General features: G+C 62.1%; 19 protein-coding genes and 2 tRNA genes. 13 read left to right on the top strand and 8 right to left on the bottom strand.

Features of this window, described 5'->3' with window-relative positions; genetic code table 11:
- The first annotated feature begins 46 nt into the window (after positions 1-46).
- Positions 47-122 (top strand) — tRNA-Lys (locus tag ACSZPK_RS11355).
- Positions 123-198: 76 nt separating this feature from the next.
- Here the strand turns inward: ACSZPK_RS11355 and ACSZPK_RS11350 are convergent.
- Positions 199-546 carry a hypothetical protein gene (locus ACSZPK_RS11350; RefSeq protein WP_437881545.1) on the bottom strand — a complete coding sequence of 116 codons (348 nt, stop codon included), beginning with the start codon at positions 544-546 and terminating at the stop codon, positions 199-201.
- 176 nt (positions 547-722) lie between these two features.
- Between ACSZPK_RS11350 and ACSZPK_RS11345 the strand changes: the two genes are divergently transcribed.
- Positions 723-2,363, top strand: coding sequence for an ATP-binding response regulator (locus ACSZPK_RS11345; RefSeq protein WP_437881544.1), 1,641 nt, complete (start codon positions 723-725; stop codon positions 2,361-2,363).
- A gap of 53 nt (positions 2,364-2,416) precedes the next feature.
- Here ACSZPK_RS11345 and ACSZPK_RS11340 read toward each other — a convergent pair whose 3' ends face one another.
- Together ACSZPK_RS11340 and ACSZPK_RS11335 are read right to left on the bottom strand one after the other, a co-directional pair.
- The gene (locus ACSZPK_RS11340) at positions 2,417-3,046 is read right to left on the bottom strand and encodes a LuxR C-terminal-related transcriptional regulator (protein WP_437881543.1); all 630 of its coding nucleotides are present in this window, start codon (positions 3,044-3,046) and stop codon (positions 2,417-2,419) included.
- A 241-nt stretch (positions 3,047-3,287) separates the two neighbouring features.
- Positions 3,288-3,545: a type B 50S ribosomal protein L31 gene (locus ACSZPK_RS11335; RefSeq protein ID WP_437881542.1), complete on the bottom strand. Its 258-nt coding sequence runs from the start codon at positions 3,543-3,545 to the stop codon at positions 3,288-3,290.
- A gap of 104 nt (positions 3,546-3,649) precedes the next feature.
- Between ACSZPK_RS11335 and ACSZPK_RS11330 the strand changes: the two genes are divergently transcribed.
- A complete protein-coding gene (locus ACSZPK_RS11330) occupies positions 3,650-4,036 on the top strand; it encodes a hypothetical protein (protein WP_437881541.1) in 387 nt (128 codons plus the stop codon).
- Positions 4,037-4,102: 66 nt separating this feature from the next.
- Positions 4,103-5,161, top strand: coding sequence for a quinolinate synthase NadA (gene nadA / locus ACSZPK_RS11325; protein WP_437881540.1), 1,059 nt, complete (start codon positions 4,103-4,105; stop codon positions 5,159-5,161).
- Positions 5,162-5,178: 17 nt separating this feature from the next.
- Here nadA and ACSZPK_RS11320 read toward each other — a convergent pair whose 3' ends face one another.
- Positions 5,179-6,612: a M48 family metalloprotease gene (locus tag ACSZPK_RS11320; protein WP_437881539.1), complete on the bottom strand. Its 1,434-nt coding sequence runs from the start codon at positions 6,610-6,612 to the stop codon at positions 5,179-5,181.
- 106 nt (positions 6,613-6,718) lie between these two features.
- On the opposite strand from ACSZPK_RS11320, the gene ACSZPK_RS11315 reads away from it, so the two are divergent.
- Positions 6,719-6,958 (top strand): sulfurtransferase TusA family protein, encoded by a 240-nt coding sequence (locus ACSZPK_RS11315; protein ID WP_437881538.1) that lies wholly within the window; start codon positions 6,719-6,721, stop codon positions 6,956-6,958.
- 47 nt (positions 6,959-7,005) lie between these two features.
- Here the strand turns inward: ACSZPK_RS11315 and ACSZPK_RS11310 are convergent, their stop codons facing one another.
- Entirely contained in the window at positions 7,006-7,479 is a 474-nt protein-coding gene (locus ACSZPK_RS11310) for a peroxiredoxin (RefSeq protein ID WP_437881537.1), read from the bottom strand.
- 12 nt (positions 7,480-7,491) lie between these two features.
- A complete protein-coding gene (locus ACSZPK_RS11305) occupies positions 7,492-8,049 on the bottom strand; it encodes a glycine cleavage system protein R (protein WP_437881536.1) in 558 nt (185 codons plus the stop codon).
- A 180-nt stretch (positions 8,050-8,229) separates the two neighbouring features.
- Here ACSZPK_RS11305 and dapA point away from each other — a divergent pair, with 180 nt between their 5' ends.
- The 7 genes from dapA (at position 8,230) to ACSZPK_RS11270 (ending at position 20,501) form a co-directional block, all read left to right on the top strand.
- A complete protein-coding gene (dapA, locus tag ACSZPK_RS11300) occupies positions 8,230-9,111 on the top strand; it encodes a 4-hydroxy-tetrahydrodipicolinate synthase (protein ID WP_437881535.1) in 882 nt (293 codons plus the stop codon).
- 17 nt (positions 9,112-9,128) lie between these two features.
- Entirely contained in the window at positions 9,129-10,244 is a 1,116-nt protein-coding gene (gene bamC, locus ACSZPK_RS11295; RefSeq protein WP_437881534.1) for an outer membrane protein assembly factor BamC, read from the top strand.
- A gap of 80 nt (positions 10,245-10,324) precedes the next feature.
- On the top strand, positions 10,325-11,203 hold the full coding sequence (locus ACSZPK_RS11290) for a phosphoribosylaminoimidazolesuccinocarboxamide synthase (RefSeq protein ID WP_437881533.1): 879 nt from the start codon (positions 10,325-10,327) through the stop codon (positions 11,201-11,203).
- A 100-nt stretch (positions 11,204-11,303) separates the two neighbouring features.
- A tRNA-Ser gene (locus ACSZPK_RS11285) sits at positions 11,304-11,393 on the top strand.
- 507 nt (positions 11,394-11,900) lie between these two features.
- Entirely contained in the window at positions 11,901-12,245 is a 345-nt protein-coding gene (locus ACSZPK_RS11280) for a hypothetical protein (protein WP_437881532.1), read from the top strand.
- Positions 12,246-12,346: 101 nt separating this feature from the next.
- The gene (gene treS / locus ACSZPK_RS11275; RefSeq protein ID WP_437881531.1) at positions 12,347-14,416 is read left to right on the top strand and encodes a maltose alpha-D-glucosyltransferase; all 2,070 of its coding nucleotides are present in this window, start codon (positions 12,347-12,349) and stop codon (positions 14,414-14,416) included.
- A 139-nt stretch (positions 14,417-14,555) separates the two neighbouring features.
- On the top strand, positions 14,556-20,501 hold the full coding sequence (locus ACSZPK_RS11270) for a type III effector HrpK domain-containing protein (protein ID WP_437881530.1): 5,946 nt from the start codon (positions 14,556-14,558) through the stop codon (positions 20,499-20,501).
- 253 nt (positions 20,502-20,754) lie between these two features.
- Here ACSZPK_RS11270 and ACSZPK_RS11265 read toward each other — a convergent pair whose 3' ends face one another.
- The gene (locus ACSZPK_RS11265; protein ID WP_437881529.1) at positions 20,755-22,128 is read right to left on the bottom strand and encodes a heavy metal sensor histidine kinase; all 1,374 of its coding nucleotides are present in this window, start codon (positions 22,126-22,128) and stop codon (positions 20,755-20,757) included.
- Positions 22,125-22,799, bottom strand: coding sequence for a heavy metal response regulator transcription factor (locus ACSZPK_RS11260; protein WP_437881528.1), 675 nt, complete (start codon positions 22,797-22,799; stop codon positions 22,125-22,127). Before ACSZPK_RS11260 ends, ACSZPK_RS11265 begins: the two co-directional genes overlap by 4 nt.
- 428 nt (positions 22,800-23,227) lie before the next feature.
- Between ACSZPK_RS11260 and ACSZPK_RS11255 the strand changes: the two genes are divergently transcribed.
- A complete protein-coding gene (locus ACSZPK_RS11255; protein ID WP_437881583.1) occupies positions 23,228-24,469 on the top strand; it encodes a TolC family protein in 1,242 nt (413 codons plus the stop codon).
- The last annotated feature ends 21 nt before the right edge of the window (positions 24,470-24,490 follow it).

Raw genomic sequence — 24,490 nt, 5'->3', positions numbered from 1 at the left:
AGAGTGTTGATTTCCTGAGTTAAATCAGTATCATGCGCTCCGCATCGGGTCGTTAGCTCAGTTGGTAGAGCAGTTGGCTTTTAACCAATTGGTCGTAGGTTCGAATCCTACACGACCCACCATTCAAGCTTCCCAGGAAGCAGAAAAGGCCTGGCAATCGAGAGATTGCCAGGCCTTCTTCGTTTCTGTCCGCAGTGCTCAACCGCATGGCGTTGCCGGCCCGCCAGTCAGGGCTTCGACGTTATTCAGCACTTCCTTGCCCTGATTGACCCTCTGCGCGTTCTCCGCGCTCTTGACCGCCTGGGCGTAGGTGCGGGAGCTGTTGCCGCTGAGGTTCTGCTGGGTGGCCAGCACGTTGTTGGTGATCTCCAGCAGGCTGCGCCCGGTAGAGATCAGGTCGGCGGTTGCATTCGGCGTGCATGGGCCACCGCCGGCACCTGCCAACTGATTGGCGTTGTATTGCTGCTGGCCGTTGGGGGCGACACAACCGCTGAGTGCGATAAGTGAGGGCAGGGCGATCAGCGGGAGAATCCCTTTTGCTTTCATGATGTCTTCCTTCGGATAAGGGGCGTGGGCGGGGACGTCAAAGTCTAGGAAGCTGCAAGGAAGGGCAGAATAGGCCTGCTGTACTAGCTCATTTGCCAGGCTGTGAAATCTGTAGCTTTTCTGATACATCGCCGCTGGCGTATGGTGCGCAGCTTGGAGTCGCGCAGGAGAGCGCAATGACCGTCGATACTGAGAAGGTGTACGACCCCGAGCGCGGGCAGGCCTGGGTACGCCTGCTGGTATCCGGTACGGCGATGATTTACGTGCTGGCGGTGTTTTTCAGTGCCAACGCGACCGAAGAAACCACCCGGTTGATTCTCTACTTCATCCCGGTGTTCATGATCGTATCCCTGTTGTTGCTGGGCGATGTGATTCAGCGGCCGGGCGTGAAGCCGGCCCGACGGCTGTTCGCCATGCTGCTCGACTATTTCTCCATCACCCTCTCCATGTATCTGGGTGGCGAGGCGATGTTGCCGGTCTATGGCGCGGTGCTTTGGGTAACCGTCGGTAACGGCGTGCGCTATGGCTCGTTCTACCTGGCCATCGCCACGGCGATGGCACTGCTCAGTCTGCTGATCCTGTATCAGTTCTCTCCTTATCTGCATGAAGAGCCCTACCTGCTGGCGACTTTGCTGATCACCACACTGGTGGTGCCAGCCTATGTGAACAGCCTGTTGGCGCAGAGCCGTCGGGCCAATGAGGCCGAGCGCGCGGCGAACCAGGCCAAGTCGCAGTTTCTCGCCCAGGCCAGCCATGACCTGCGTCAACCCATCCATTCCATCGGCCTGTTCACGGCCTGTCTGCGCGATGCCGACCTGGCGCCGGCGCAGCGGCAGATGGTCGACAGCATCGACAAGTCCCTGCACAGCGTGGCTCAGTTGTTTCGCTCGATTCTCGACATGTACACCCTTGACGGCGGACGAGTGACGCCGCGCGCCGAGGTCGTTTGTCTGAGCGAGCTTTTGACCAGTGTGGCGCAGCAGAACAGCGAGGCCGCTCGCTGGGCCGGCGTCAGTATCCGTGTGCGCGCTCCGCGTCAGCACGTTCTGGTCGATCCCGGCCTGCTCACCACGATGGTGCAGAACCTGCTTTCCAACGCCTTGAAATATGCGTCGGGCCGTCCCGTGCTGATCGGTTGCCGGCGGCGGGCTGGCACGTTCGCCATCGAGGTCTATGACAGGGGAAGGGGGATCGAGCCTCAGCACATCGCCAATGTCTTCGACGAGTTCTATCGGGTTCGCCAGGTGCGTGACAACGATATCGAAGGTGTCGGCCTCGGCCTGGCCATCGTGCGGCGCCTTGCGCGGCTGATGGGGCTGGAAGTGCGCATGCGCTCGCAGGTCGGCAAGGGCACCACGGTCGCCATCGAGGGGTTGCTGCCCGTCCGGCCAACTGCCGAGGAGCGCAGCGTATCGTCACGCCAGGCCTCGGGTTCGCCAAGAATGCTCGATGGCCTGCGAGTCTGCCTGATCGAGGATGATCGCAGTGTATTGCTCGCCACCGCGACCTTGCTGCGCAAGTGGGGATGCCTCGTGCAGACCAGCCTGTCGATTCCCCAGGGGGATGGTGGTGATTTCGATCTGGTCATCACCGACTTCGACCTTGGCCGTGAAGCGTCCGGTGCCGACTGCATCCAGTATCTGCGTGAACTCAGTGGCCAGCGGATCCCGGCGATCGTCGTGACCGGCCACGAAGTGAAAAGAGTCCAGGAGGCCGTGGACGACCCCGACATCCCGGTATTGTCCAAGCCGCTGCACCCCGCCGAGCTGCGCTCGACCCTGGTTGCGCTGAAGGCTGGGTTGCTGCCAGGGCGCTGATCAGGCCTGCGATCCAGATGGGCGGCGCCAGTTCGCTTGCGGCTCGAAGTCGCTTATATCCCGGCCTTGGCCGCGATGGCCGCTGCCGCGGCGCGGGTGCCGACATTCAGGACGCGCAGGAGCGAGGACACATGGATGCGCACAGTGAAGGGCGAGATGTCCAGTTCTCGGGCGATCTCCTTGTTCGACAGGCCACGGGCTATCAGTTTCAGGACATCCTGCTGACGCGGCGTGAGCTGCTCCAGGGCGTTGTACTCTTCACTGCCGCTCAAGGTGGATGGACCTAGGGTGACGACGAACTCGCCCTCGCGGATAGCCATGATCGCTTCGCCTACCGCGTCGGGCGGCACCGACTTGCCGATGAAGCCGTCGGCACCGGCCGCCATGACTTCGTCGATCAGGCTGCGGTTGTCGACCATGGACACGATGATGATCGAACTGCGCTTGAACTCCTGGCGCAAGGCGCTGATCGCCTCGGGCGACTGCCCGGGAAATACCAGGTCGAGAATCAGCAGGCTGGGGGCTTCGTCCTCCCGGGCCAGGCGCAGGACTTCGTTCATGTCCCCGGCCTCCAGGATGGTTGCGCAGGGCATTACGCGTTGCACGATCCTGGCCAGCCCATCCCGGAATACAGGATGGTCATCGGCAACGATCACGCGCTCTTCGGTTTTATTGGCAGGCATCCGACTCGATCTGTTGTAGGTATGTGGCAGCCATGTGCGCATGCCGTTGAAATCGCGTCCCTGCGGTCGAATTCGGAAGGGTACGGTGTTGCGGCACGCGTTACCACGCGTTCGTTCGCACTCTGGTGGATTGACCGCGAGGCCTTCGGTTATGAGGCCGATTGCGCGCAAGCGTTCCCGAAGAGAGGAATTTATTGCATCGAGGGAGGCAGCTCACCCTTGCGCTGAGCTGCCGGGGGCGTCAGGACTTGGTGGTGAAACCGGCAAAACGCTTCTGGAAGCCGGCGATGCGGCCTTCTGCCTTGGTCTGGCGTTGCTGGCCGGTGTAGATCGGGTGCGAAGCGCTGGAGACATCGAGGGCGATGTACGGATAGGTGTTGCCGTCGGTGTGTTCGTGCGTTCTATTGGTCTCTGCGGTTGAGCCAATCAGGAAGAAGACATTGGCCGAGGTATCGTGGAACAGGACGGTGCGGTATTCGGGATGGATGCCGGGTTTCATGACGTAAAGCCTGTAATGTTATGAAGTAACATTATGATCGGGCGGATGAGAATTATTTTCAACCTTTCATTGAGCGATTCATGAGGTGAGTAGTGCGAGCGAGGATGCTGCTGGGGCTATGCGTTGGCCTGTCGCCGGTCGGGCAGGCATTGGCCGAGTTACCCAAATCCTTTCCACTGGGGCCGGCGGTTCGCTGTGAGTTGAGCGCCGCGATCCTGTTCTGCCGCCAGTCGGGCACCGCGGGTTTCTATGCCATCAGCAAGTCCGGGACGGATACCTATGCCCGTGGCTATGATGCCGGCCTGGCGACCTATTGGGCGCAGACCAGCAGCCAGTACGGGCGTTTCAGCATTTTTTCCGGGGTCAGCGGCGACGGCCAGGTCTGGTTCGGTTCCAGCAAGCGAATCGGCTGGAACATGGTCAGCAATTTCTCGACCTCCAGCGGCGATGCGCGACGGATTTCCTGCAACCGCATCAGCGGCTGCAACTAGGCACGCCAGCGGCGGGCAGGGTGGGTATAATCGCCGCCACTGAAAGCATATTCAGAGCCTGATGAGATGACGCAGATTTCCGAACGCCTGCTGGTACAGGCGCACCTCGATGCCAAGCAGCCTGTTGCGCTGAGTGCCGAGGAAGAGGCCTTCTACCGCAGTGAAATCGCCGCCGAGCTGATACGCCAGGACGCAGTGCTGGTTGCGCATTATTACTGTGAGCCGGTGATCCAGGCCCTGGCCGAGGAGACCGGTGGCTGCGTATCCGACTCCTTGGAGATGGCCCGCTTCGGTAACCAGCATTCGGCGCAGACCGTGTTGGTGGCCGGGGTGAAGTTCATGGGCGAGACGGCGAAGATCCTCAACCCGGAAAAACGCGTGCTGATGCCGACCCTGGAAGCGACCTGCTCGCTGGACCTCGGTTGCCCGCTGGAAGAGTTCTCGGCCTTCTGCGACCAGCATCCCGATCGCACGGTGGTGGTCTACGCCAACACCTCGGCGGCGGTCAAGGCACGGGCCGACTGGGTGGTGACGTCAAGCTGCGCGCTGGAGATCGTCGAAAGCCTGATGGACAACGGCGAGAAGATCATCTGGGGGCCTGACCAGCACCTGGGGCGCTATATCCAGCGCCAGACCGGTGCCGACATGCTGCTCTGGGACGGCGCCTGCATCGTTCACGAGGAGTTCAAGGCCAAGCAGTTGCAGGACATGAAGGCGCTGTATCCGGAGGCGGCGGTGCTGGTGCACCCGGAGTCGCCGGAGTCGGTGATCGAACTGGCCGACGCCATCGGCTCCACCAGCCAGTTGATCAAGGCGGCGCAGACCCTGCCCAACAGCACCTTCATCGTGGCCACCGACCGCGGCATCTTCTACAAGATGCAGCAGTTGTGCCCGGACAAGATCTTCGTCGAAGCGCCGACTGCCGGTAACGGCGCGGCTTGTCGTAGTTGCGCGCATTGTCCGTGGATGGCGATGAACACCTTGCAGCGCACCTTGCAGTGCCTGCGCGAGGGAAGCAATGAAATCTTCGTCGAACCGGCATTGATCCCACGGGCGATCAGGCCGCTCAAGCGCATGCTGGATTTCACCCAGGCCGCGCGGCTGAAGCTGGCGGGTAACGCCTGATGAAATGACCCTTCAGGTCATTTCATCATCTTTTCCACTTCCTTCTTCTCGTTACGCAGTTCCTGCTGGCGCGCGTCGATCCGCGAGGCCAGCGGGAAGTTGCTGCTGGCACGATGCTTGGCCAGGCCGAGTTGGGATATCGCCTGGTCATAGTCGCCGACCAGGGCGAAGTATTCGGCACGCGCCTGGTGCAGACCGATGATGTTGCCGGCCAGGCCCCGGACTTCGGCGACCTGGTACCAGATGTCCGGGTCGCGGGGGCGTTGTTTGACCAGTTCGTTCAGGGCTTGCTCAGCGTCCTTCGACTGGTTCTGCTTGAGCATCAGGTCGACACGTGTCTGTTCCACGGGGTAGCTGTCGGGGTAGAGCGTGCGCAGGCGCTCGATCCGTGTACGGGCGTCGGCGATGCGGTTGTTGGTGATGTCCACATCGACCATCGCCAGGTTATAGAAAAGATCGTCTGGCGACTTCTGCAGCAACTGTTGTAGTTGGGCTCGGGCTTCGTTGAGCTGGCCGGCCTTGGTCTGCGCCAGGGCCAATCCATAGCGTGCGGCTTCCAGCTTGGGGTTGTCATCGAGCATGGCGCGGAAGCGCTTGCCGGCAATACCGGGCGTCTCTTCGAAGGCCAACTGTACGCGGGCCCGCACCAGTTGATAGGCGAGGCTGTCTTCGATACCGCCGGGCTGATAGCGCTCGGCCCGGTTGCGGGTGTCGGCGATGCGTGACTCGGTGACGGGGTGAGTGAGAAGGAACTCCGGCGGCCTGCTTTCATAGCGGTACTGGCGATTCAGGCGCTCGAACATGTTCGGCATCGAGCGTGGGTCGTAGCCGGCGCGAACCATGTTGGTGACCCCAACGCGGTCGGCTTCCTGCTCGTTCTGCCGGGAAAAACGCAATTGATTCTGGATGGCCGCGGCCTGGGTGCCCATGATCGCGGCCATTCCCGCATCGCCTGCGCCTGCCGCGGCGGCGACGATACCGGCGAGCATCGCGGCCATCACCGGAATCTGCATGCGCTGCTGTTCTTCGATGCCGCGGGCGAAGTGGCGCTGGATCAGGTGACCGAGTTCGTGGGCGAGGACTGCGGCGTACTCGCCTTCGGTCTGGGCATAGAGGAACAGGCCGCCGTTGACCCCGATGATGCCGCCAGGGGCGGCAAAGGCGTTGATCTGCGAGTCCTTGATCAGGATGAAGGTCAGCCGGCGGTCCTTCAGGTCGCTGGTTTCGGCCAGTTTGTAGACGCTGTTTTCGACGAAGTCCTTGAGCAGCGGGTCAGGCAGTTGCTGGACCTGGCCACGCAGCAGGCTCAGCCAGGCGCTGCCCAATTGATGCTCTTGCTCGGGAGATACGATCGACGAACTGGCATCGCCCAGTGACGGCAGGTCATCGGCCGAGGTCGGCAAGGCCATGACACAGGCAAGGGCGAGCAGGGTGGGTCGCAGGATCTTCATGCGCAGGGCTCTTGGCGGCAAAGGCGTTACTGTAGCCGTCAGGTCGGTCGGCTGGCCAGACTTGGATAGCTTTCAGTATGCTTCGCGGCCACTGTGGAGATAGACGATGCGTGATGATCCGGAGGTCGCCGCCGAACTTGATGCCAGCGGCCTGAACTGCCCCCTGCCGTTGCTCAAGGCCAAGCTCGAACTGAACAGGCTTGCCAGCGGCCAGGTACTCAAGGTCACCGCGACCGACGCGGGTTCCCAGCGCGATTTTCGCGCTTTCGCCAAGCTGGCGGGGCACACCTTGTTGCAGGAAGAAGAGGACGGCGGGGTGTTTCGCTATTGGCTGCGCAAGGCTTGAGCCTGAAGGCTGATCGCACGTTCAGCCTTTCGTGCCTCTGAACGGCGTCAGGCCTTGTCCAGCGCCTGTGCAGCTTCCAGCACCGCGTCGACATGGCCGGGGACCTTGACCCCGCGCCATTCCTGGCGCAGCACGCCATTCTTGTCGATCAGGAAGGTGCTGCGGTCGATGCCCAGGTATTCCTTGCCGTACAGCTTCTTCAGTTTGATCACGTCGAACAGTTGGCACAGGCTTTCATCCTTGTCCGAGATCAATTCGAACGGAAAGGCCTGCTTGCACTTGAAGTTCTCATGGGATTTCAGGCCGTCGCGGGAGACGCCGTAGATCAGCGTATTGGCAGCGAGGAAAGCCGCATGCTGGTCACGAAAGCCCTGGCCTTCGGTGGTGCAGCCCGGTGTGCTGTCCTTCGGGTAGAAGTAGATCACTACCTGGCGCCCCTTCAGGGCGGCGAGGCTGATCGATTGGCCACTGGTGGCCTCGGCAGTGAAATCGGCGACTGGTTGGTCGAGGGTCACGCTCATGATGCTTCCTTTTTATGGATTCTGCGGGCGCCAGGGTTCGATCAGGGCATCCAGGTTGAGCGCGTCGGCGAAATCGAGGAACTGGTCGCGTAGCCAACTGATCTGTGTGCCGGCCGGCAGGGTGACGGTGATCGTGGCGTTGAGCAGCGTGCCGCCGGTCTGCGGTGCCTGATAGGTGTCGCAGGTGATGTTTTCCAGTTCGACATTGTTGTTGCTGAAGAACTGGCACAGCTCATTGAGGATGTCCGGACGATAGGCGCAACTGACGTAGGCCACGTAGGGCAGGGCCTGAGGGCGGCTTTCCTGGATGCCGCTGCGGGTCATGTTGGCGCTGAACTCGTGGCGCTTGGCCAGGCCAGGGACCGCGGCTTCGAGGCGAGCGAGGGCATCCCAGCTGCCGCTGACCTGGAGGATCAGGGCGCTGTATTCGCCATGCCGGGTCAGCCGCGTACTGACGATCGCGCAGCGGTTCTCCTGGCTGGCCCGGCACAGCACGCTGGTGAGCTCCATGGGGTTGGCGCCCAGGGCACTGATGACGAGGAATTGTTCGCGAACCTGAGGGGTGGACATGCAGCATTCCTAAAACGATGAGATGCCGGCGGCACGTACTGCCGGAAAGATAGCGAAGGGTAGCGAAAAGCGCCTCCAAGGGGAATGCCGTCGGGTCATCGGAGGGTATTGTCCCTCGCTTGTGCAACCCAGGTGGCGCCAGTACCATTACGCTCTCTTTTTTCCGGCAGGAGCGGTGGCATGATTTCGGGCAGTATGGTGGCACTTGTCACGCCCATGGACGCACAAGGCGGTCTGGACTGGGACAGCCTGAGCAAGCTGGTGGACTTCCACCTGCAGGAAGGTACCAGCGCCATCGTCGCCGTCGGCACCACGGGCGAGTCGGCCACCCTGGACGTGCATGAGCATGTCGAGGTCATCCGCCGTGTCGTCGATCAGGTCAATGGTCGTATACCGGTCATCGCCGGTACCGGTGCCAATAGCACGCGTGAAGCCGTCGAGCTGACTCGCAACGCCCAGAGCGTCGGCGCCGATGCCTGCCTGCTGGTGACGCCGTACTACAACAAGCCGACCCAGGAAGGCCTGTATCAGCACTTCCGCCACATCGCCGAAGCCGTGGCAATCCCGCAGATCCTCTACAACGTGCCTGGCCGTACCGCTTGTGACATGCTGGCCGAGACCGTCGAGCGCCTGTCCAAGGTGCCGAACATCATTGGCATCAAGGAAGCCACCGGCGATCTGAAACGTGCCCAGGAAATCCTCGACCGCGTCAGTGGCAGCGACTTCCTGCTGTATTCCGGCGATGATCCGACCGCCGCCGAACTGATGCTGCTGGGCGGCAAGGGCAACATCTCGGTGACCGCCAACGTCGCGCCGCGTGCGATGGCCGAGTTGTGCGCCGCCGCGATGGCCGGGGAAACCGAAAAGGCCCGGGCGATCAATGACCGCCTGATGCCGCTGCACAAGAACCTGTTCCTTGAGTCCAACCCGATTCCGGTCAAATGGGCTCTGAACGAAATGGGCCTGATGCCTGACGGCATCCGTCTGCCCCTGACCTGGCTCAGCGCGCGTTGCCATGAGCCGCTGCGCCAGGCCATGCGCCAATCCGGTGTACTGGCTTGAACGAGGAAGCATTACGCATGAAGCGATTGGCCGGACTCTCCGCCCTTGCCGTCATCATCTCCAGCACCAGCGGTTGCAGCTGGCTCTGGGGACCAGAAGGTTACTTCCGTGACCGTGGTACCGATTATCTCGACGCACGCCAGACGGCCGCCATGCAGATCCCGCCTGGCACCGACGTCAAGCGTATCGACCCGCTGCTGCCGATTCCGAGCAACGTCGCCGACAGTACCGAGACCCCCGAGAAGTTCGAAGTGCCACGTCCGCAGGCCATTCAGGTCGACGACGCGCCGAACGACTTCAGCCTGCAGAAAAGCGGTGATTCGCGCTGGCTGGTCGCCCATCGTACTCCGGCGGAAGTCTGGCCGGTGGCTCGCGAGTACTTCGTCAACAGCGGCTACCGTGTCGTCGACGAGCGCCCGCAGACTGGCGAATTCAGTACCGAATGGCAAGCCGCCAAGGACCTCGCGCCGTCCATGGCGCGTCGTGTCGGCAGCCTGCTGAGCAAGGAAGACAACCAGGCCCGTGTGCATGTGCGCATCGAACCGGGCGTGGTGCGCGGCACCAGCGAAGTCTTCATCGTCACCGTCGAGCGTCCTGCCGACAGCACCAACGACGTGGCCTTCCCGGCTCGCGTCGGCAACGCCGGCCTCGAGGCGTCCCTGCTCGACGGCATGCTCGCCGACCTGAGCAGCAGTTCCGAACACGGCTCGGTATCCCTGCTGGCCGCGCGTGACTACGACGCACCGAACCGCGTGACCCTGGCCCGTGACGGCAATGGCAACCAGGTGCTGCACCTGAGTACCGACTTCGACCGGGCCTGGTCCAGTGTCGGTCGCGCCCTGGAGACGGCCAACCTGCGTATCGACGACATCAACCGCAGTGCCGGTATCTACTACGTCAACCTGGCGGAAGGCGCGAGCAAGGACGGCGACAAGCCTGGCTTCTTCGGGCGCCTGTTCGGCAGTGAGCCGAGCAAGGAAGAGCTCGAAGCGCGCGCCGAGCGTTACCAGGTGCGCCTGACCAGCAGCGCCAGTGGCGACGTGGAAGTCTCCGTGGAGAAGGACGCCAATACCGTTGCACCGGAAGATGTGGTGCGTCGCGTACTGTCGCTGATCCAGGAAAACCTCGGTTGACCAGGCGTTTGCTGCAAGGCTGATCGACAGGCGAAACCCCGGGGTTTCGCCTGTTTCGTTTGATAAAGGCGGAATTTCCCATGACCACTTCCAAGACCCTGAGCCTGAAGAAAATCTATTCGGGCAAAGTCCGTGACCTCTACGAAATCGACGACAAGCGCATGCTGATGGTCGCGACCGATCGGTTGTCGGCGTTCGACGTCATCCTCAACGAGCCGATCCCGGAGAAGGGCAAGATACTCACCGCTATCTCCAACTTCTGGTTCGACAAGTTGGCAGGCGTGGTGCCCAACCACTTCAGCGGAGACAAGGTCGAGGATGTGGTATCGGCTGACGAACTGCCGCTGGTCGAGGGCCGCGCAGTGGTCGCCAGGCGCCTCAAGCCGGTGGCCGTCGAGGCTATCGTGCGTGGCTACATCGTCGGTTCGGGCTGGAAGGAATACCAGAAGAGCGGCACCGTCTGCGGTATCCAGTTGCCGGCTGGCCTGAAAGAAGCGGCCAAGCTGCCGCAGCCGATCTTCACCCCGTCGACCAAGGCGGCGGTGGGTGACCACGACGAAAACATCTCCTTCGAGCAGTGCGAAGCGATCATCGGCAAGGAACTGGCCGCCAAGGTCCGCGATACCGCCATAGCCCTGTACAGCGCCGCCGTCGAATACGCCGCCACCCGCGGCATCATCATCGCCGACACCAAGTTCGAATTCGGTCTCGACGAGGACGGCACCCTGACCCTGATGGACGAAGCGCTGACCCCTGATTCCAGCCGCTTCTGGCCGGCCGACAGCTACGCCGAAGGCAGCAATCCGCCGAGCTTCGACAAGCAGTTCGTGCGCGACTGGCTGGAATCCACCGGCTGGAACAAACAGCCTCCGGCACCGGCAGTGCCTGCCGACGTAGCGCAGAAGACTGCTGACAAATACCGTGAAGCCCTGACCCGCCTGACCCGCCTGACCAACTGAGTCGGCGCCGGGCTTTTTCGCAAGCATTTGAATGCACGTGAAAAAAATCTCGCGATAGGCTTCGCCAAGTGCGCATGAGCTGGTATTATGCGCCCCGCTTGGGAAGATGCCGGAGTGGCCGAACGGGACGGATTCGAAATCCGTTGTGTCAGCAATGGCACCTAGGGTTCAAATCCCTATCTTCCCGCCATACAGCAAGCATAAGCCCCTGAAACTCCTGGAGTTTCGGGGGCTTTTGCTTTATGCGACCTGCCAAGTGTCGAAGAAGTGTCGAAAGTCGGCAATCGGACCGAGCTTTAGCGCATCCTGCACATGAGCGCATACCTCTGGCATTGCGGTAGAGAAGCTTCTCCGAGGTCGATCAGGCGCTCAGAATCGCCTTGGCGCAGAAGTTGCTGCTGGATAACGTCGAATTGCTTGTTGATCAACCGATTTGCTGGGCGGTGCCGATTTGTAGCGTTTTCGCTGCCGCATGCACGATATGGGGCAGGTTGGCCCCGTTGTTGTGCGGTGCTGCCAGAATGGACGATTGGCATGAAATAGGCCGGAATTTCTTCGGCTGTGCATTGGCTGATGGGCGTAAGATGAATGCCGAATATCTTCGCCAGCCAGGCGTATGCCCTACGGGTGTCAGCATCGACCAGCAGCGGAATGGACAAGCGGGATGGGGAAGGAACGCCCATCGCAAGGAGGCAGGATGAAAATGGACGCAACGGATGATCGGCAACGCATGAAAAAGCTCTGCAACTGGGGTGTGCTCGGCGGGCTCGGGATCGGCTCGGCATTGGCCTGGGTATTGTTCGAGCCGCAGGCAAAGCCGGTTGTGACGCAGGTTGTACAGCATGGCGAGCACATGCTGTTTGGCACGCCGTTGCGCGTCCAGCCGACCCCCAGCAGGGCGCTGGAAGGCAACGACGAGGACTGGATCAGGACCACCGAGGGTCAGCAGGCCGTCCAGGCCAACCGCGAACAGCAGGCCAGGGGGCGGCCGCATGATTCCCAGAACCAGGAGCAACCCGCTTCGTTCGAGCAACCTAACTGAGTGGCAGGCTGCCTGCCATCGAGTCATCGCTTTCCACCTGAACGCCCCTCCGTAGCCGCACTCTGAAGTTGAAGGCCAAACCTTTATTGGAGGGCTGCCGCATGCCTGTGCCTGATCCGCAATACATAAGCTGGCTGGTCGAGGAGTCGATGCTCGCGACCGTGATGAAACGAACGAAGCAGTACTCGGGTTTCGGTCGGCTCTGGCAGCAGCCGTATGCGGAGGCGCGACCGCGTAGCGTGACTTCGATTGCCTCGGCCTGGATCACGGTCTACCCCGCTTCGATCATCACCGGCGAAGAACGCAGCGTGCTCGGCGCCCTGGCAACGGAGGAACTCTGGTCCGTGCTGTCCGACATCGGTATCCAGGGGATTCACACCGGGCCGCTGAAGCTGGGTGGCGGCCTCGAAGGGCGCGAATACACGCCGAGTGTCGATGGCAATTTCGACCGGGCCAGCCTGCGCATTGACCCGCAATACGGCAGCGAGGACGAATTGGTGCGCCTGAGTCGCATCGCCGCGGTGCATAACGCAGTGACCATCGACGACATCATTCCTTCGCACACCGGCAAGGGCGCGGATTTTCGCCTGGCGGAAATGGCCTACGAGGAATACCCCGGCCTTTATCACATGGTCGAGATCGCCGAAGAGGACTGGGCACTGTTGCCTGATGTGCCTGCCGGTCGCGATGCCGTGAACCTGTTGCCCGAGGTGGTCGATGGGCTGCGTGAGCGCCATTACATCGTCGGCCAGTTGCAGCGGGTGATCTTCTTCGAGCCCGGTATCAAGGAAACCGACTGGAGTGCCACGCCACCGGTAGTGGGAGTGGATGGCAAGGCCCGGCGCTGGGTCTATCTGCATTACTTCAAGGAGGGCCAGCCCTCGCTGAACTGGCTCGATCCAACTTTCGCCGCCCAGCGGCTGGTCATCGGCGATGCGCTGCACTGTATCGATGTGCTGGGTGCCAGGGGGTTGCGCCTGGATGCCAATGGTTTCCTCGGTGTCGAGCGGCGTTCCCAGGGCAGCGCCTGGTCCGAGAGTCACCCGCTGTCGCTGACCGGCAACCAGTTGATCGCCGGCATGGTACGCAAGGCCGGCGGCTTCAGTTTCCAGGAACTGAACCTGACCCTCGATGACATCGCGTCGATGTCCAAGGGCGGCGCCGACCTGTCTTATGACTTCATCACACGCCCGGCGTACCAGCACGCGCTGTTGACTGGCAAGGTCGAGTTCCTGCGTTTGATGCTGCGGCAGATGCATGCCTTTGGCATCGACCCGGCGTCACTGATCCATGCCTTGCAGAATCACGACGAACTGACCCTCGAACTGGTGCACTTCTGGACCCTGCATGCCAACGACACCTATCACTACGAAGGTCAGAGCCTGCCCGGCGCGATCCTGCGTGAGCGCATTCGCGCGGAAATGTATGAGCGCCTGTCGGGAGAGGCCGCGCCCTACAACCTGAAGTTCGTCACCAATGGCGTGTCCTGTACCACGGTCAGCATCATCACGGCCGCGCTGGGTATCCGCGACCTGCAACAGATCGACGAGGCGGCGGTGGCGCGGATTCGCAAGCTGCACATGTTGCTGGTGATGTTCAATGCGCTGCAGCCCGGCGTGCTTGCGGTGTCCGGCTGGGATCTGGTGGGTGCGCTGCCGCTGGCGCCGGAACAGGTGGCGGAGCTGACGGCGGACGGGGATACCCGCTGGATTCATCGCGGCGCCTACGATCTGGTCGATCTGGACCCTGACGCGGCAGCTTCGGCGCAAGGTATCCCCAAGGCCAGGATGCTCTACGGCAGCCTGCTCCAGCAGTCGCAGGATCCCGATTCATTCGCTTCGCAACTCAAGCGCATCCTGGCCGTGCGCCGTTCCTATGGCATTGCCGCCTGCCGCCAGATCGACATTCTGGAAACCCGTCATCCGGCCTTGCTGGTGATGGTCCACGAGCTGCCGGCTGGGCGCGGCATGCAACTGACTGTGTTGAACTTCGGTGCTGAGCCGCTGCGGGAAACCATCCAGTTGCAAGGCGTCATGGCCGGGGCGGTGGTCGATATCATCAACGAGCGCCTGCTTGGCGATATGGGGCCGGGCGGCGAATTCGATATCGAACTGGGAGCCTACGAGGGGTTGGCACTGCGTGTGGTCGCCTCGCTGAGTGAGATGGGGTGAGCCTACTCGGGGCTGGCCATTTGCCGCTTAACCCTGACATGAGCCCGGTAAGTTTCATAAGAGCGTAATAAAGGCTTCACCTAAAAGTACTTGAATAAATTCAAGCAGTTAATTTTATCTTGAATGGACGGGTACTCGCATGGGGAAGGTCACTGCCAAAGAAAACACTGCCGTTGAAAGCGAACTTGGATTATCCACTATCGAGGCCATCTGGAATAACACTGTTCTTGTTGCCAAGCAGAAGTCCGATAGCGGTTCCGGCGATGACAAGCAGGACAATAAACTCAGCGCCGAAGAAAAGCAGAATCGCGCGAACGAATACGCCAATACGATTCTCGATAACTACGACACGATCAAAGGCGACCATAAGTACATAACCCGCGATGATCTTGTCGAGTACAAGAAGTCTCACTCCGATCTCGATCCGGAACTCAGCGATGCACTGTCATTCTGGTCCCAGGAAGACGTGTTCAAGCGCCTCGATACCTCCAAGCACGGCGGCGACAGCGACGGTGATGTGAGCAAGAACGATCTCAAGTCATGGGTCAAGGGCGATGCCGGCAAGGACATCCCGGATACGTTCTTCCAGTTCAGTGGCAACGAGAAGACCTCGGATGACTATGACAATCGGATTCTCGATAACTTCGACAAGATAAACGTCAGGGGCGATTACCTGACGCTGGACGAAATCCGGGACTATAGAAGTTCCGACTCGGCATTGAATGAGGCCTTGGCATTCTGGTCCCAGGAGGACGCTTTCAAGCGTCTCGATACATTCGCCGATGGCGGCGACGTCGACGGCAAAGTGAGTAAGAGCGACTTGCAGGACTGGATCGAACAGGATTCATCCGATGGCCTGTCCAATGAACTTTTCCAGAACACGGACAAGCAATATGAAAGCGCGCGGGAACAGGCGGAAAAACTGGGCATCGTCTGGGAGCGTCCCGACGGTGATAACCGCTCGGCGAAATATATCCTCGAAAATTCCAAGCTACTCAGCGATCTCGGCAACCAGGAAGGCTTGCGCGATTCACTGAAGGAGCGAGTCGGCGATTACGAACACGATGCCGATGCGGCGTTCCGCGCGGTCCAGGTGCTGGAGCACATCGAGCGCTTCGATGCCGATGGCAAGGCCCTCTCGGGCACGACCGTCGGCAATGAGCGGATCGACGGCGTGACGCCCAACGGCGACGTCAAGCATGGCACCGAGGCCGGGCGCCTGAAGGATTTCGGCAAGTACGGTTTCGATAGCCTGAAGGGCGACTTGGGCAAGCGCACCGCTGCCTACAAGGACCCGAAGACCCGCGAGGCGGCCGAGGACAAGGGCATCAAGTGGCAGCGCGCGGAGAACGACAAGCGCTCGGCCAAGGACATTATCGACGACACCCCGGCGCTGAAGGATATCGAGGGCAAGAAGGACATCGAAAGCCTGCTCAAGGACCAGGTCGGCGACTACAAGAATGACGCCGATGCCGCCTACCGGGCCGCCCAGGTGATCGAACACGTGCAGCGTTTCGATGGCGAAGGCAAGGCCATCGTCGGCAAGGACGCAGGCAACGGCAAGATCGACGGCTTCACCAGCAGCGACGAGGCCAGGCACAACACCGAGGCGGGGCGTCTGCAGGATTTCGGCAAGAATGGCTTCGACAGCCTGAACGGCAAGCTGGTCGACCGCAGCAAGGTCGGCGAGGACAAGGAAGCCAGGGCCGAGGCCGAGAAGAAGGGCATCAAGTGGGAGCGCCCGGAGGGCGATGAGCGCAGCGCCCAGGACATCATCGAAGAGAATCCGCTGCTCGCCGGTCTCGGCAACCAGAGTGGCGTCAAGGACATGCTCAAGGACCGCGTCGGCGACTACGAGCACGACGCCGACGCCGCCTACCGCGCCGCCCAGGTGCTGGAACATATCGAGCGCTTCGACAGCGGCGGCCAGTCGATAGTCGGCAAGGATGTCGGCAACGACAAGATCGACGGTTTCAAGGACGAAGAGGCCACCGGCAAATCCGAGGCGAGGCGTTTGCAGGATTTCGGCAAGAACGGCTTCAAGAGCCTGAATGGCAAGCTGGCCGATACCGACGCGCCGAAGAACGACGCCGATGCACGCAAGAAGGCCGAGGAAAAAGGCATCGAGTGGGAGCGTCCGCAAGGCGACAAGCGCTCGGCCGATGACATCCTCAAGGACAATCCACTGCTCAAGGACCTGGAAAACCAGAGCGGCGTGAAGGACATGCTCAAGGACCAGGTCGGCGATTACGAGAAGGATGCCGACGCCGCCTACCGCGCGGTGCAGGTGCTCGAACACATCGAGCGGCTCGATCGCGACGGCAAGGTCATCGCTGGCAACAGTGTCGATAACGGCAAGATCGACGGCTTCAAGGGCAACGAGGCGCAGCACGACAGCGAGGCCGGGCGCCTGCAGGACTTCGGCAAGCACGGTTTCGACAGCCTCGAAGGCAAGCTGGTCGATCGCGACGCGGTCGGCAAGGACAGCGAGGCGCGCAAGCAGGCCGAGGCCCTGGGCATCACCTGGGAGCGCCTCGACGGCGACGAACGCCGCGCCCGCGAGATCATCCAGGACACCCCGGTACTGCGCGACCTGGGCAACCAGAGCGGGGTCAAGGACATGCTCAAGGACCGCGTCGGCGATTACGAGAAAGACGCCGACGCCGCCTGGCGCGCCGCCCAGGTGCTGGAGCACATCGAGACCTTCGACAGCAAGGGCAAGAAGCAGTCCGGTGACAAGGCCGACAACGGCAAGATCGATGATTTCACCCCGGACAACGAGGCACGTCCCGATAGCGAGGCCGGTCGTCTGCAGGACTTCGGCAAGAATGGTTTCGGCGCCTTGAAGGGCAAGCTGGAATCGCGCGAGGGCGAAAAGGGCGAGCCCGTCGCCGACGAGAAGAAGGCCCGGGAGCAGGCCGAGAAACTGGGGATCGACTGGGAACGGCCGCAGGGCGATACCCGTCGCGTGGACGAAATCCTCGAAGAGAATCCGCTCCTCAAGGAGCTGACCAACGACGAAGACGTGAAGGACATGCTCAAGGAGCGGGTCGGTGATTTCGAGAAGGACGCCGATGCCGCCTATCGCGCGGTCCAGGTGCTGGAGCATATCGAGCGTTTCGATGGCGAGGGCAAATCGCTGGTCGGCAAGGATGTCGGTAACGACAAGGTCGACGGATTCACCGATAGCGGCCAGGCCAGGCACGGCACCGAGGCCGGGCGCCTGAAGGACTTCGGCAAGTACGGTTTCGAGCACCTCAACGGCAATCTGAAAGACCGTTCGAGCGTCGGCGAAGACAAAGAGGCGCGGGCCAAGGCCGAGGCCAAGGGCATCGTCTGGGAGCGGCCGGAGGGTGACGGACGTACCGCCAGCGAGATCATCAACCAGACCCCGGCGCTGAAGGAGCTGAAGAACGACAGTGGGGTCAGGGACCTGCTCAAGGACCAGGTCGGCGATTTCGAGAAGGACGCCGACGCCGCCTACCGCGCGGCCCAGGTGATCGAGCATGTGCAACGCTTCGATGGTGAAGGCAAGTCGATCGTCGGCAAGTCCGCGGGCGATGGCAGGATCGATGGCTTCAGCAGCAGCGGCGAGGCCAGGGAGAACACCGAGGCCGCTCGCCTGCAGGACTTCGGCAAGAATGGTTTCGACAGTCTGAAGGGCAAGATTGCCGACCGCTCCAAGGCCGGCAACGACCAGCAGGCCCGTGAGGATGCCGAGAAACTCGGCATCAAGTGGCAGCGCCCCGAGGATGACCAGCGCTCGGCCAGCGAGATCAAGGAGGACTCGCCGCTGCTGCGCGATCTGAACAACCAGAGCGGTACGCGCGACATGCTCAAGGACCGGGTCGGCGATTTCGACAATGACGCCGATGCCGCCTATCGCGCCGTGCAGGTGCTGGAGTACATCGAGAATTTCTCCAACAGCGGCCGCTACAACAACGAGGGCGGCAAGACCGGCAACGGCAAGATCGATGGCTTCACCAGCAGTGGCGAAGCACAGAACGGCAGCGAGGCCGGACGCCTGCAGGACTTCGGCAAATACGGTTTCTCGGCACTGGAGCACACCTCCGGCAAGTACCAGGACTTCGAGAAGAACAACCCGGATGCCGATGCCGCGTCACTGAAAATTGCCGAATACGCCGCGACCCTGCATGAGAACTTCGATGCGATCCGCGATGCGACCGATGCCGGCCAGTTCCTCCGGGTGAGCGACCTGCAGAAATTCAAGGAGCAGAATCCCGACCTGCCCGACGAGGTCAAGGAAGCTATCGACTTCTGGAGCAACCCGGGCGCCTTCGAGTTGCTCGAGACCAGCGTCGACAAGATGCGCTATGCCTCGGACGGCCTGCTGACCAAGGAAGACATCGGCAACTGGATCGGCAAGGAAGCGCCAAAGGATGCAACCTCGGCCTTGCAATTCCTCGCTCGCGCCAGCCAGGGCAGTTCGGTCGATGGCGTGGATACCGCGAAGATCGGCCCGGAAATCTTCGACAACCCGGACCGCTACTCGGCCAAGGAGAAAGCGGCGGTGGTACAGGACCTGCAGGAGGCCTATGCCCTGGTGATGATGGGCGAGAGCTCGGGCATGTGGAAGGAAGACCACATCGTCAAGAAACTCAAGGATCGCGCCGGCGTTGGCGACGACCCGCAGGCGCTGATGCAGGACATCCAGTCGCACATCGACCAGTTGGCTGGCGATAGCGAGGTCATCAAGTACCTCGAAGAGGCCGGCGCCAACTCGATGAAGAGTCTGGTCGGCAATATTCCTGGCATGAAGGAAAGTCTGGAGAAAACCTACAAGGACGACATTCTCAGCGGCAAGGCGCTGGACAGCATCTGGGAGAAGAACTCCAAGAAAGAGGGCGCCACCAAGACCGAGGCGTTGATCGAGTTCTACAACCTCGCCACCTCCTCTCAGGCCGCGCTTGGCGTCGAGGATACCAAGGGCATTCAGGATGCCGTGGGCAAGAGCAAGATCGGCAAGGACCTGGAGAACTACTACAAGGATGAAATCGTTACGGGCAAGCGCCTCGACCAACTGATGGAAAAGAGCAAGCCGGAGGAGGCGCTGAGCGCCTTCAGCATGGAAGTGGCGCTGTTCAACGCGACGCTGCCCGCCGATGTCACCGCTCAATATGACGACACGCTCAGTGAGCTGGTGGCGGACAAGACCTCGGAGGTCCTGGAAAACGAACTGACCTTCGACGACCTGAAAAAAGCCTATGGCGAGAATGGCAGCGACAAGCTCGACGAGGAAAAGGTTCTCGCCATCTTCGAGCAGGTCAAGGAGGACACCCCCGAGCTGCTGGTGACCGAAGCCGGCACGCAGATGACCCGTGACCAGTTCCTCACCGCCATGCGCGGATCGTGGGACATGATGCGCCAGGGCACCAAGGTCGGCACCAAGGCGGAATGGCTGACCGAGGGTGCCTTGAAGAACCTGAGTGACAGGGGCGTCATGCATGCCGTCAGCGGCCTGTTCCTCGCCGGCCTGACCATCTCCAAGGGCGTGGCCGCCGGGGCGAACATGACGCCGAGGGCCGCCGCCGACATCGCCATCAGCTCGATCCAGACCACCGCGGTATTGACCGAGGGCGGTGCGAAAGGCTACGGGCAGTTCATCAAGAATGTCGAAAGCGCGGTGAATGCCAACGGCACCCGTATCGAGTTCAAGCCCGATGTGGCGAAGAACCTCGCCAGGATCGAGAACTACGCCAAGATCGGCGGCGGTGTCGCCGGGATCGCCGGTGGCGTGCTGGGCATCATCGATGGGGTCAAGGCGATCCGCACGGGCGACAAGCTGGGCGGCGGGTTGACGATCACCAGCAGCGGCCTGGGGGCGCTCGCGGGACTCGCGGCAACTGTCGAAGGGGGATTGGGCCTGGCGGGGCTTGCGGGGAGCACCGTCCCGATCATCGCCGGCAGCCTCGGTTTCGCCGCGGCGGGCGCCGGTGTGCTGGCGGCTGGGGTGACGTTCGTCATGATCGCGATCCAGCAGAGCGAGCAGTCTTCGCGGGAGAACGACTACGCCGACCTGCTGGGCGCGCATCTGGAGAAATACGGCATCACCGGCAAGGGCTGAGCCTCGCGGCAGGCGCAGTGCATGGCGCCCGATCAAGGGCGTCATGTGCATACATGACGGATTTGTAATCGGTGGCTCACGGTCCCGTTATTTGCGCCGCCTTACAGTGCGCCTGCTGGCGGCTGCGCAGAGCGGCCGAAAGCACCATTCACCTTCGAAGCATCAATGCTCCTTGGAAGGGGTGAATCCTCCGGCGCCCCTGGTGGGCGCCTTTTTTCCGAACGGCGGCTAATCATTCAGGTTGAAACAGCGGCTAGCGTGGAAACACCAGGCGAAATACCGTGCTGTCGCCGGGTGTGGAGGTCGCTTCGACGCTGCCGTGATGCAAGGTCATGATCGACTGCACGATGGACAGGCCAAGACCGGTGCCGCCTTCGGCGCGAGAGCGCGCCGAGTCGACGCGGTAGAAGCGTTCGAACAGGTGCGGCAGGTGTTCGGCCGGGATGCCGGTTCCAGCGTTGCGCACCGACAGGCTGATGGTGTCGATCCGTTTGTCGATGCTCAATGACACCGTGCTGCCTGGCGGGCTGTGGCGGATCGCGTTCGACAGCAGGTTGGACAGCGCCCGCTGGATCATCAGCCGGTCGCCCAGGGCGGTGCCGCTGCCGGTGCAACTGATGCTGATCTGCCGCTCTTCGGCGCTGATGCTGAACAGGTCGACGACCCGTTGCACTTCATCTTCCAGGCTGACCCGCTCGAATGCCACCAACGATTGCGGCTGGCTGACCTGGGCCAGGAAGAGCATGTCCGAGACGATGCGATTGAGCCGCTCCAACTCTTCGGCGCAGCTTTCCAGCGCGCTCTTGTAGGCCTCGCTGTCGCGTTCCCTGGACAGCGTGACCTGGGCCTTGCCCATCAGGTTGGTGATGGGCGAGCGCAGTTCGTGGGCCAGGTCATCGGAGAACTGCGAGAGCTGGCGCACGCCATCGTCCAGGCGATGCAGCATGACGTTGATGCCATGCGCCAGCTCCTTGAGTTCCTGGGGCAGGCGGTCGTCGGCGATGCGATGGGTCAGGTCGTGGGTGGTCACCCGCGACACGATCGTACGGAACTGCTGCAGCGGCAGCAGGCCGCGCTGGACGATCCACCAGGCGCCCGCGCCGATCAGCAGCAACAGGATCGGCAGGGCGCTGAGGGTGGTGCGCAGGTAGGCGCTGAGCAGCGCCTCGTCCAGGGTGCGGTCGATGGCCAGCTGGATGACGACTTGCTGGCCGTCGCTCAGGCGTACTTTTTTCTCGACGATCAGGTTGTTGTGCCCGGAGGTATCCAGGCGCTCGCGATAATGCTGGTCGCCGATGGGCAGCCATTGCCGGTCGGGCCGCTCGGCGCGCGAGCTGGCGAGCAGCAAGCTGCCGTCGAGGCTGTAGATCGCCAGTTTCAGGTTGTCGTGGCCGAGCACCAGATCGAGCAGGCTGTGCGGCTCTTGGCCGAGGTCGGCGGTCTTGATGGCGTCCTCGGCGAGGCGGTGTTCGATCTGTTCGAACTTGCCTTGCAGGCTGGATTTGGCCAGCGAAGACAGTTCATGCGTCAGGGCGAAGTACGCCAGCAGCGCCAGCAGCAGGACCAGGACCGCGCCCATCAGCACCACGGAAAGCCCCAGGCGCAGCGACAGGCTGCCCGGTTTCATGGGCGTTGTTCCAGTACGTAGCCGACGCCACGCAAGGTGTGGATCAGTTTGTCCTCGAAGGGGTCGTCGATCTTCGCCCGCAGGCGGCGGATCGAGACTTCGACGACGTTGGTGTCGCAATCGAAATTCATGTCCCAGACCAGCGAGATGATTTGCGTGCGCGACAGTACCTCGCCGCTGCGGCGCATCAGCAGGTGCAGGAGGGCGAATTCCTTGGTGGTCAGGTCGATGCGCTGCTCGCCGCGAAAGGCCCGGTGCCGGCCGGGGTCGAGTTCCAGATCGGCGACCTTGAGCACCTCCGGGGTGCTCGCCTGGTCGGTACGGCGCAGCAGGGAGCGGACCCGTGCCAGCAGCTCGGGAAATTCGAAGGGTTTGACCAGGTAGTCGTCGGCGCCCAGGTCCAGCCCCTTGACCTTGTCCGCCAGGCGGCCGCGCGCGCTGAGCATCATCACCCGCGTGGTGCTGACGCGACGAATGCCGGCCAGCACGTCCCAGCCGTCCATCTGTGGCAGGTTCACATCCAGGATCACCAGGTCATAGGCGTGTTGCCTGGCCAGATGCAGGCCGTCGATGCCGGTGTTGGCGATATCGGTGACATAGCCGCTTTCGTTCAGCCCTTGTTGCAGGTATTCGGCGGTTTTCGGCTCGTCCTCGATGATCAGGATGCGCATGGTTTCGATGACCTCAAGGTTGACTGGCGGGCTACTGGGGCTGTTGACGTTTCACGCTGATTTTTACCGGCAGCTAAGAGGGCAGGAGCGGACGTTCGTGCGATGACCGTTATTACTCGGTGTATTTAGCCGTCATTACCCGCGAAGGCGGGAACCCAAATGCTTTGTGTTTTCTGGGTTCCCGCCTTCGCGGGAATGACGGAGGAATAACGAATGTCCGCAATTGCCTCAATTCGGCCACTCACACTTGGCGGAAACGCTGCGGATGTTAATACAGGGCTCGTCGCGCAACGGCTGGATTACGGATTTGTAATGTTCCAGTCACCCTGACGATAGGCGGCACTCACTAGATTGCGCTCCCGAGCATGGTCGGCGTTCACGCGGGCTGTGGACAACCGACGCGGGAGAATCTCTTGAGCACAGCATTCATGAACGGCCTGCTGCGCTGCGGCCTATTCGTCATTGGCGCGCTCGCGCTATCCGGACAGGCGGGCGCAGCGTCCAGCGGGGTGACGCTGGCCGAGGCCTTGGCCCAGGCCGAGCGCAACAATCCCGACCTCGCCGCCGCTGGCTGGTCGATTGCGATTGCCCAGGGCGAGCGCACCCAGGCTGGCTTGCTGCCCAACCCCGAGCTGTCGTGGGAGGTCGAGGATACCCGTAGCGACACGCGCACCAGCACGCTGCAGATCACCCAGCCCATCGAGCTGGGCGGCAAGCGCGGCGCGCGGATCGCCGTGGCCGAGCGTGGCTCGGATGCGGCCGCCGTCGAGCTGGAACGTGCCCGCAATCAGCTGCGTGCCGAGGTGATCCAGGCATTCCATGGCGTGTTGCAGGCGCAGATGCGCGCCGAGCTGGCCGAGCAGTCGCTGGCGCTGGCCGAGCGGGGTGTGACGATTGCCGAAGGGCGGGTCAGGGCGGGCAAGGTTTCGCCCATCGAACAGACCCGCGCCAGGGTGCAGTTGTCCGAGGTTCGCCTGGAGCTGCGGCGGGCGCGTTCGGCGCTGGTCGCCGGGCAGTCGCGGTTGCAGGTGGTGTTGGGCAGCGATCCGTCGGCCCGGCTGCGGGCGCTCGGTGAGGCCACGGCGTTGCCCGCCATGCCCGGGCCCGAGCGCTTGAGAGGTGCGCTGGCCGACAGCGCCGACCTGCGCCTGGCGCGCCTTGTCGTCGACCGGCAGGAGGCCTCGTTCGAACTGGAGAAGACCCAGCGCATTCCCGACCTGAACGTGACCCTGGGCAGCCAGTACAGCTCGGAAGACAAGGAGCGGGTGAATGTCGTCGGCCTGTCGATGCCGATACCGCTGTTCAACCGCAATCAAGGAAATATCCTCGCCGCCGCACGCCGTGCCGATCAGGCCCGTGATCAGCGTAACGCCGCGCAACTGCGCCTGCAGGGGCTGGTCGAGGACGCCGTGGCGCAATGGGACGCCGCCAGCGTGGAGATCGACGTCCTCGGCGGCAGCGTCCTGCCCGCTGCGCAGAACGCCGTGGACAGTACCGCCCGGGGCTTCGAAATGGGCAAGTTCGCCTTCCTCGATGTGCTGGATGCCCAGCGCACGCTGATCCAGGCGCGCCTGCAATTGATCCAGGCCCTGGCTGCGGCCACCGACTCCTGGGTCCGCCTCGAACGCATTTATGGCGACCTCTCGGTTTTCGCCCATGCCCCTCAGTGATTACATCGTTTCAGGAGTACT

Origin of the sequence: Pseudomonas sp. LRF_L74 (assembly GCF_965644255.1) — a bacterium.
GTDB lineage: Bacteria > Pseudomonadota > Gammaproteobacteria > Pseudomonadales > Pseudomonadaceae > Aquipseudomonas.
The sequence above is the reverse complement of the archived record's forward strand: the minus strand, read 5'-3'. Positions and strand labels throughout refer to the sequence as shown.

Coding starts and splice junctions, on each gene's coding strand:
- ACSZPK_RS11350 (WP_437881545.1), bottom strand. CDS start 546: ATGAAAGCAAAAGGGATTCTCCCGCTGATCGCCCTGCCCTCACTTATC.
- ACSZPK_RS11345 (WP_437881544.1), top strand. CDS start 723: ATGACCGTCGATACTGAGAAGGTGTACGACCCCGAGCGCGGGCAGGCC.
- ACSZPK_RS11340 (WP_437881543.1), bottom strand. CDS start 3,046: ATGCCTGCCAATAAAACCGAAGAGCGCGTGATCGTTGCCGATGACCAT.
- ACSZPK_RS11335 (WP_437881542.1), bottom strand. CDS start 3,545: ATGAAACCCGGCATCCATCCCGAATACCGCACCGTCCTGTTCCACGAT.
- ACSZPK_RS11330 (WP_437881541.1), top strand. CDS start 3,650: ATGCTGCTGGGGCTATGCGTTGGCCTGTCGCCGGTCGGGCAGGCATTG.
- nadA (WP_437881540.1), top strand. CDS start 4,103: ATGACGCAGATTTCCGAACGCCTGCTGGTACAGGCGCACCTCGATGCC.
- ACSZPK_RS11320 (WP_437881539.1), bottom strand. CDS start 6,612: ATGAAGATCCTGCGACCCACCCTGCTCGCCCTTGCCTGTGTCATGGCC.
- ACSZPK_RS11315 (WP_437881538.1), top strand. CDS start 6,719: ATGCGTGATGATCCGGAGGTCGCCGCCGAACTTGATGCCAGCGGCCTG.
- ACSZPK_RS11310 (WP_437881537.1), bottom strand. CDS start 7,479: ATGAGCGTGACCCTCGACCAACCAGTCGCCGATTTCACTGCCGAGGCC.
- ACSZPK_RS11305 (WP_437881536.1), bottom strand. CDS start 8,049: ATGTCCACCCCTCAGGTTCGCGAACAATTCCTCGTCATCAGTGCCCTG.
- dapA (WP_437881535.1), top strand. CDS start 8,230: ATGATTTCGGGCAGTATGGTGGCACTTGTCACGCCCATGGACGCACAA.
- bamC (WP_437881534.1), top strand. CDS start 9,129: ATGAAGCGATTGGCCGGACTCTCCGCCCTTGCCGTCATCATCTCCAGC.
- ACSZPK_RS11290 (WP_437881533.1), top strand. CDS start 10,325: ATGACCACTTCCAAGACCCTGAGCCTGAAGAAAATCTATTCGGGCAAA.
- ACSZPK_RS11280 (WP_437881532.1), top strand. CDS start 11,901: ATGAAAATGGACGCAACGGATGATCGGCAACGCATGAAAAAGCTCTGC.
- treS (WP_437881531.1), top strand. CDS start 12,347: ATGCCTGTGCCTGATCCGCAATACATAAGCTGGCTGGTCGAGGAGTCG.
- ACSZPK_RS11270 (WP_437881530.1), top strand. CDS start 14,556: ATGGGGAAGGTCACTGCCAAAGAAAACACTGCCGTTGAAAGCGAACTT.
- ACSZPK_RS11265 (WP_437881529.1), bottom strand. CDS start 22,128: ATGAAACCGGGCAGCCTGTCGCTGCGCCTGGGGCTTTCCGTGGTGCTG.
- ACSZPK_RS11260 (WP_437881528.1), bottom strand. CDS start 22,799: ATGCGCATCCTGATCATCGAGGACGAGCCGAAAACCGCCGAATACCTG.
- ACSZPK_RS11255 (WP_437881583.1), top strand. CDS start 23,228: ATGAACGGCCTGCTGCGCTGCGGCCTATTCGTCATTGGCGCGCTCGCG.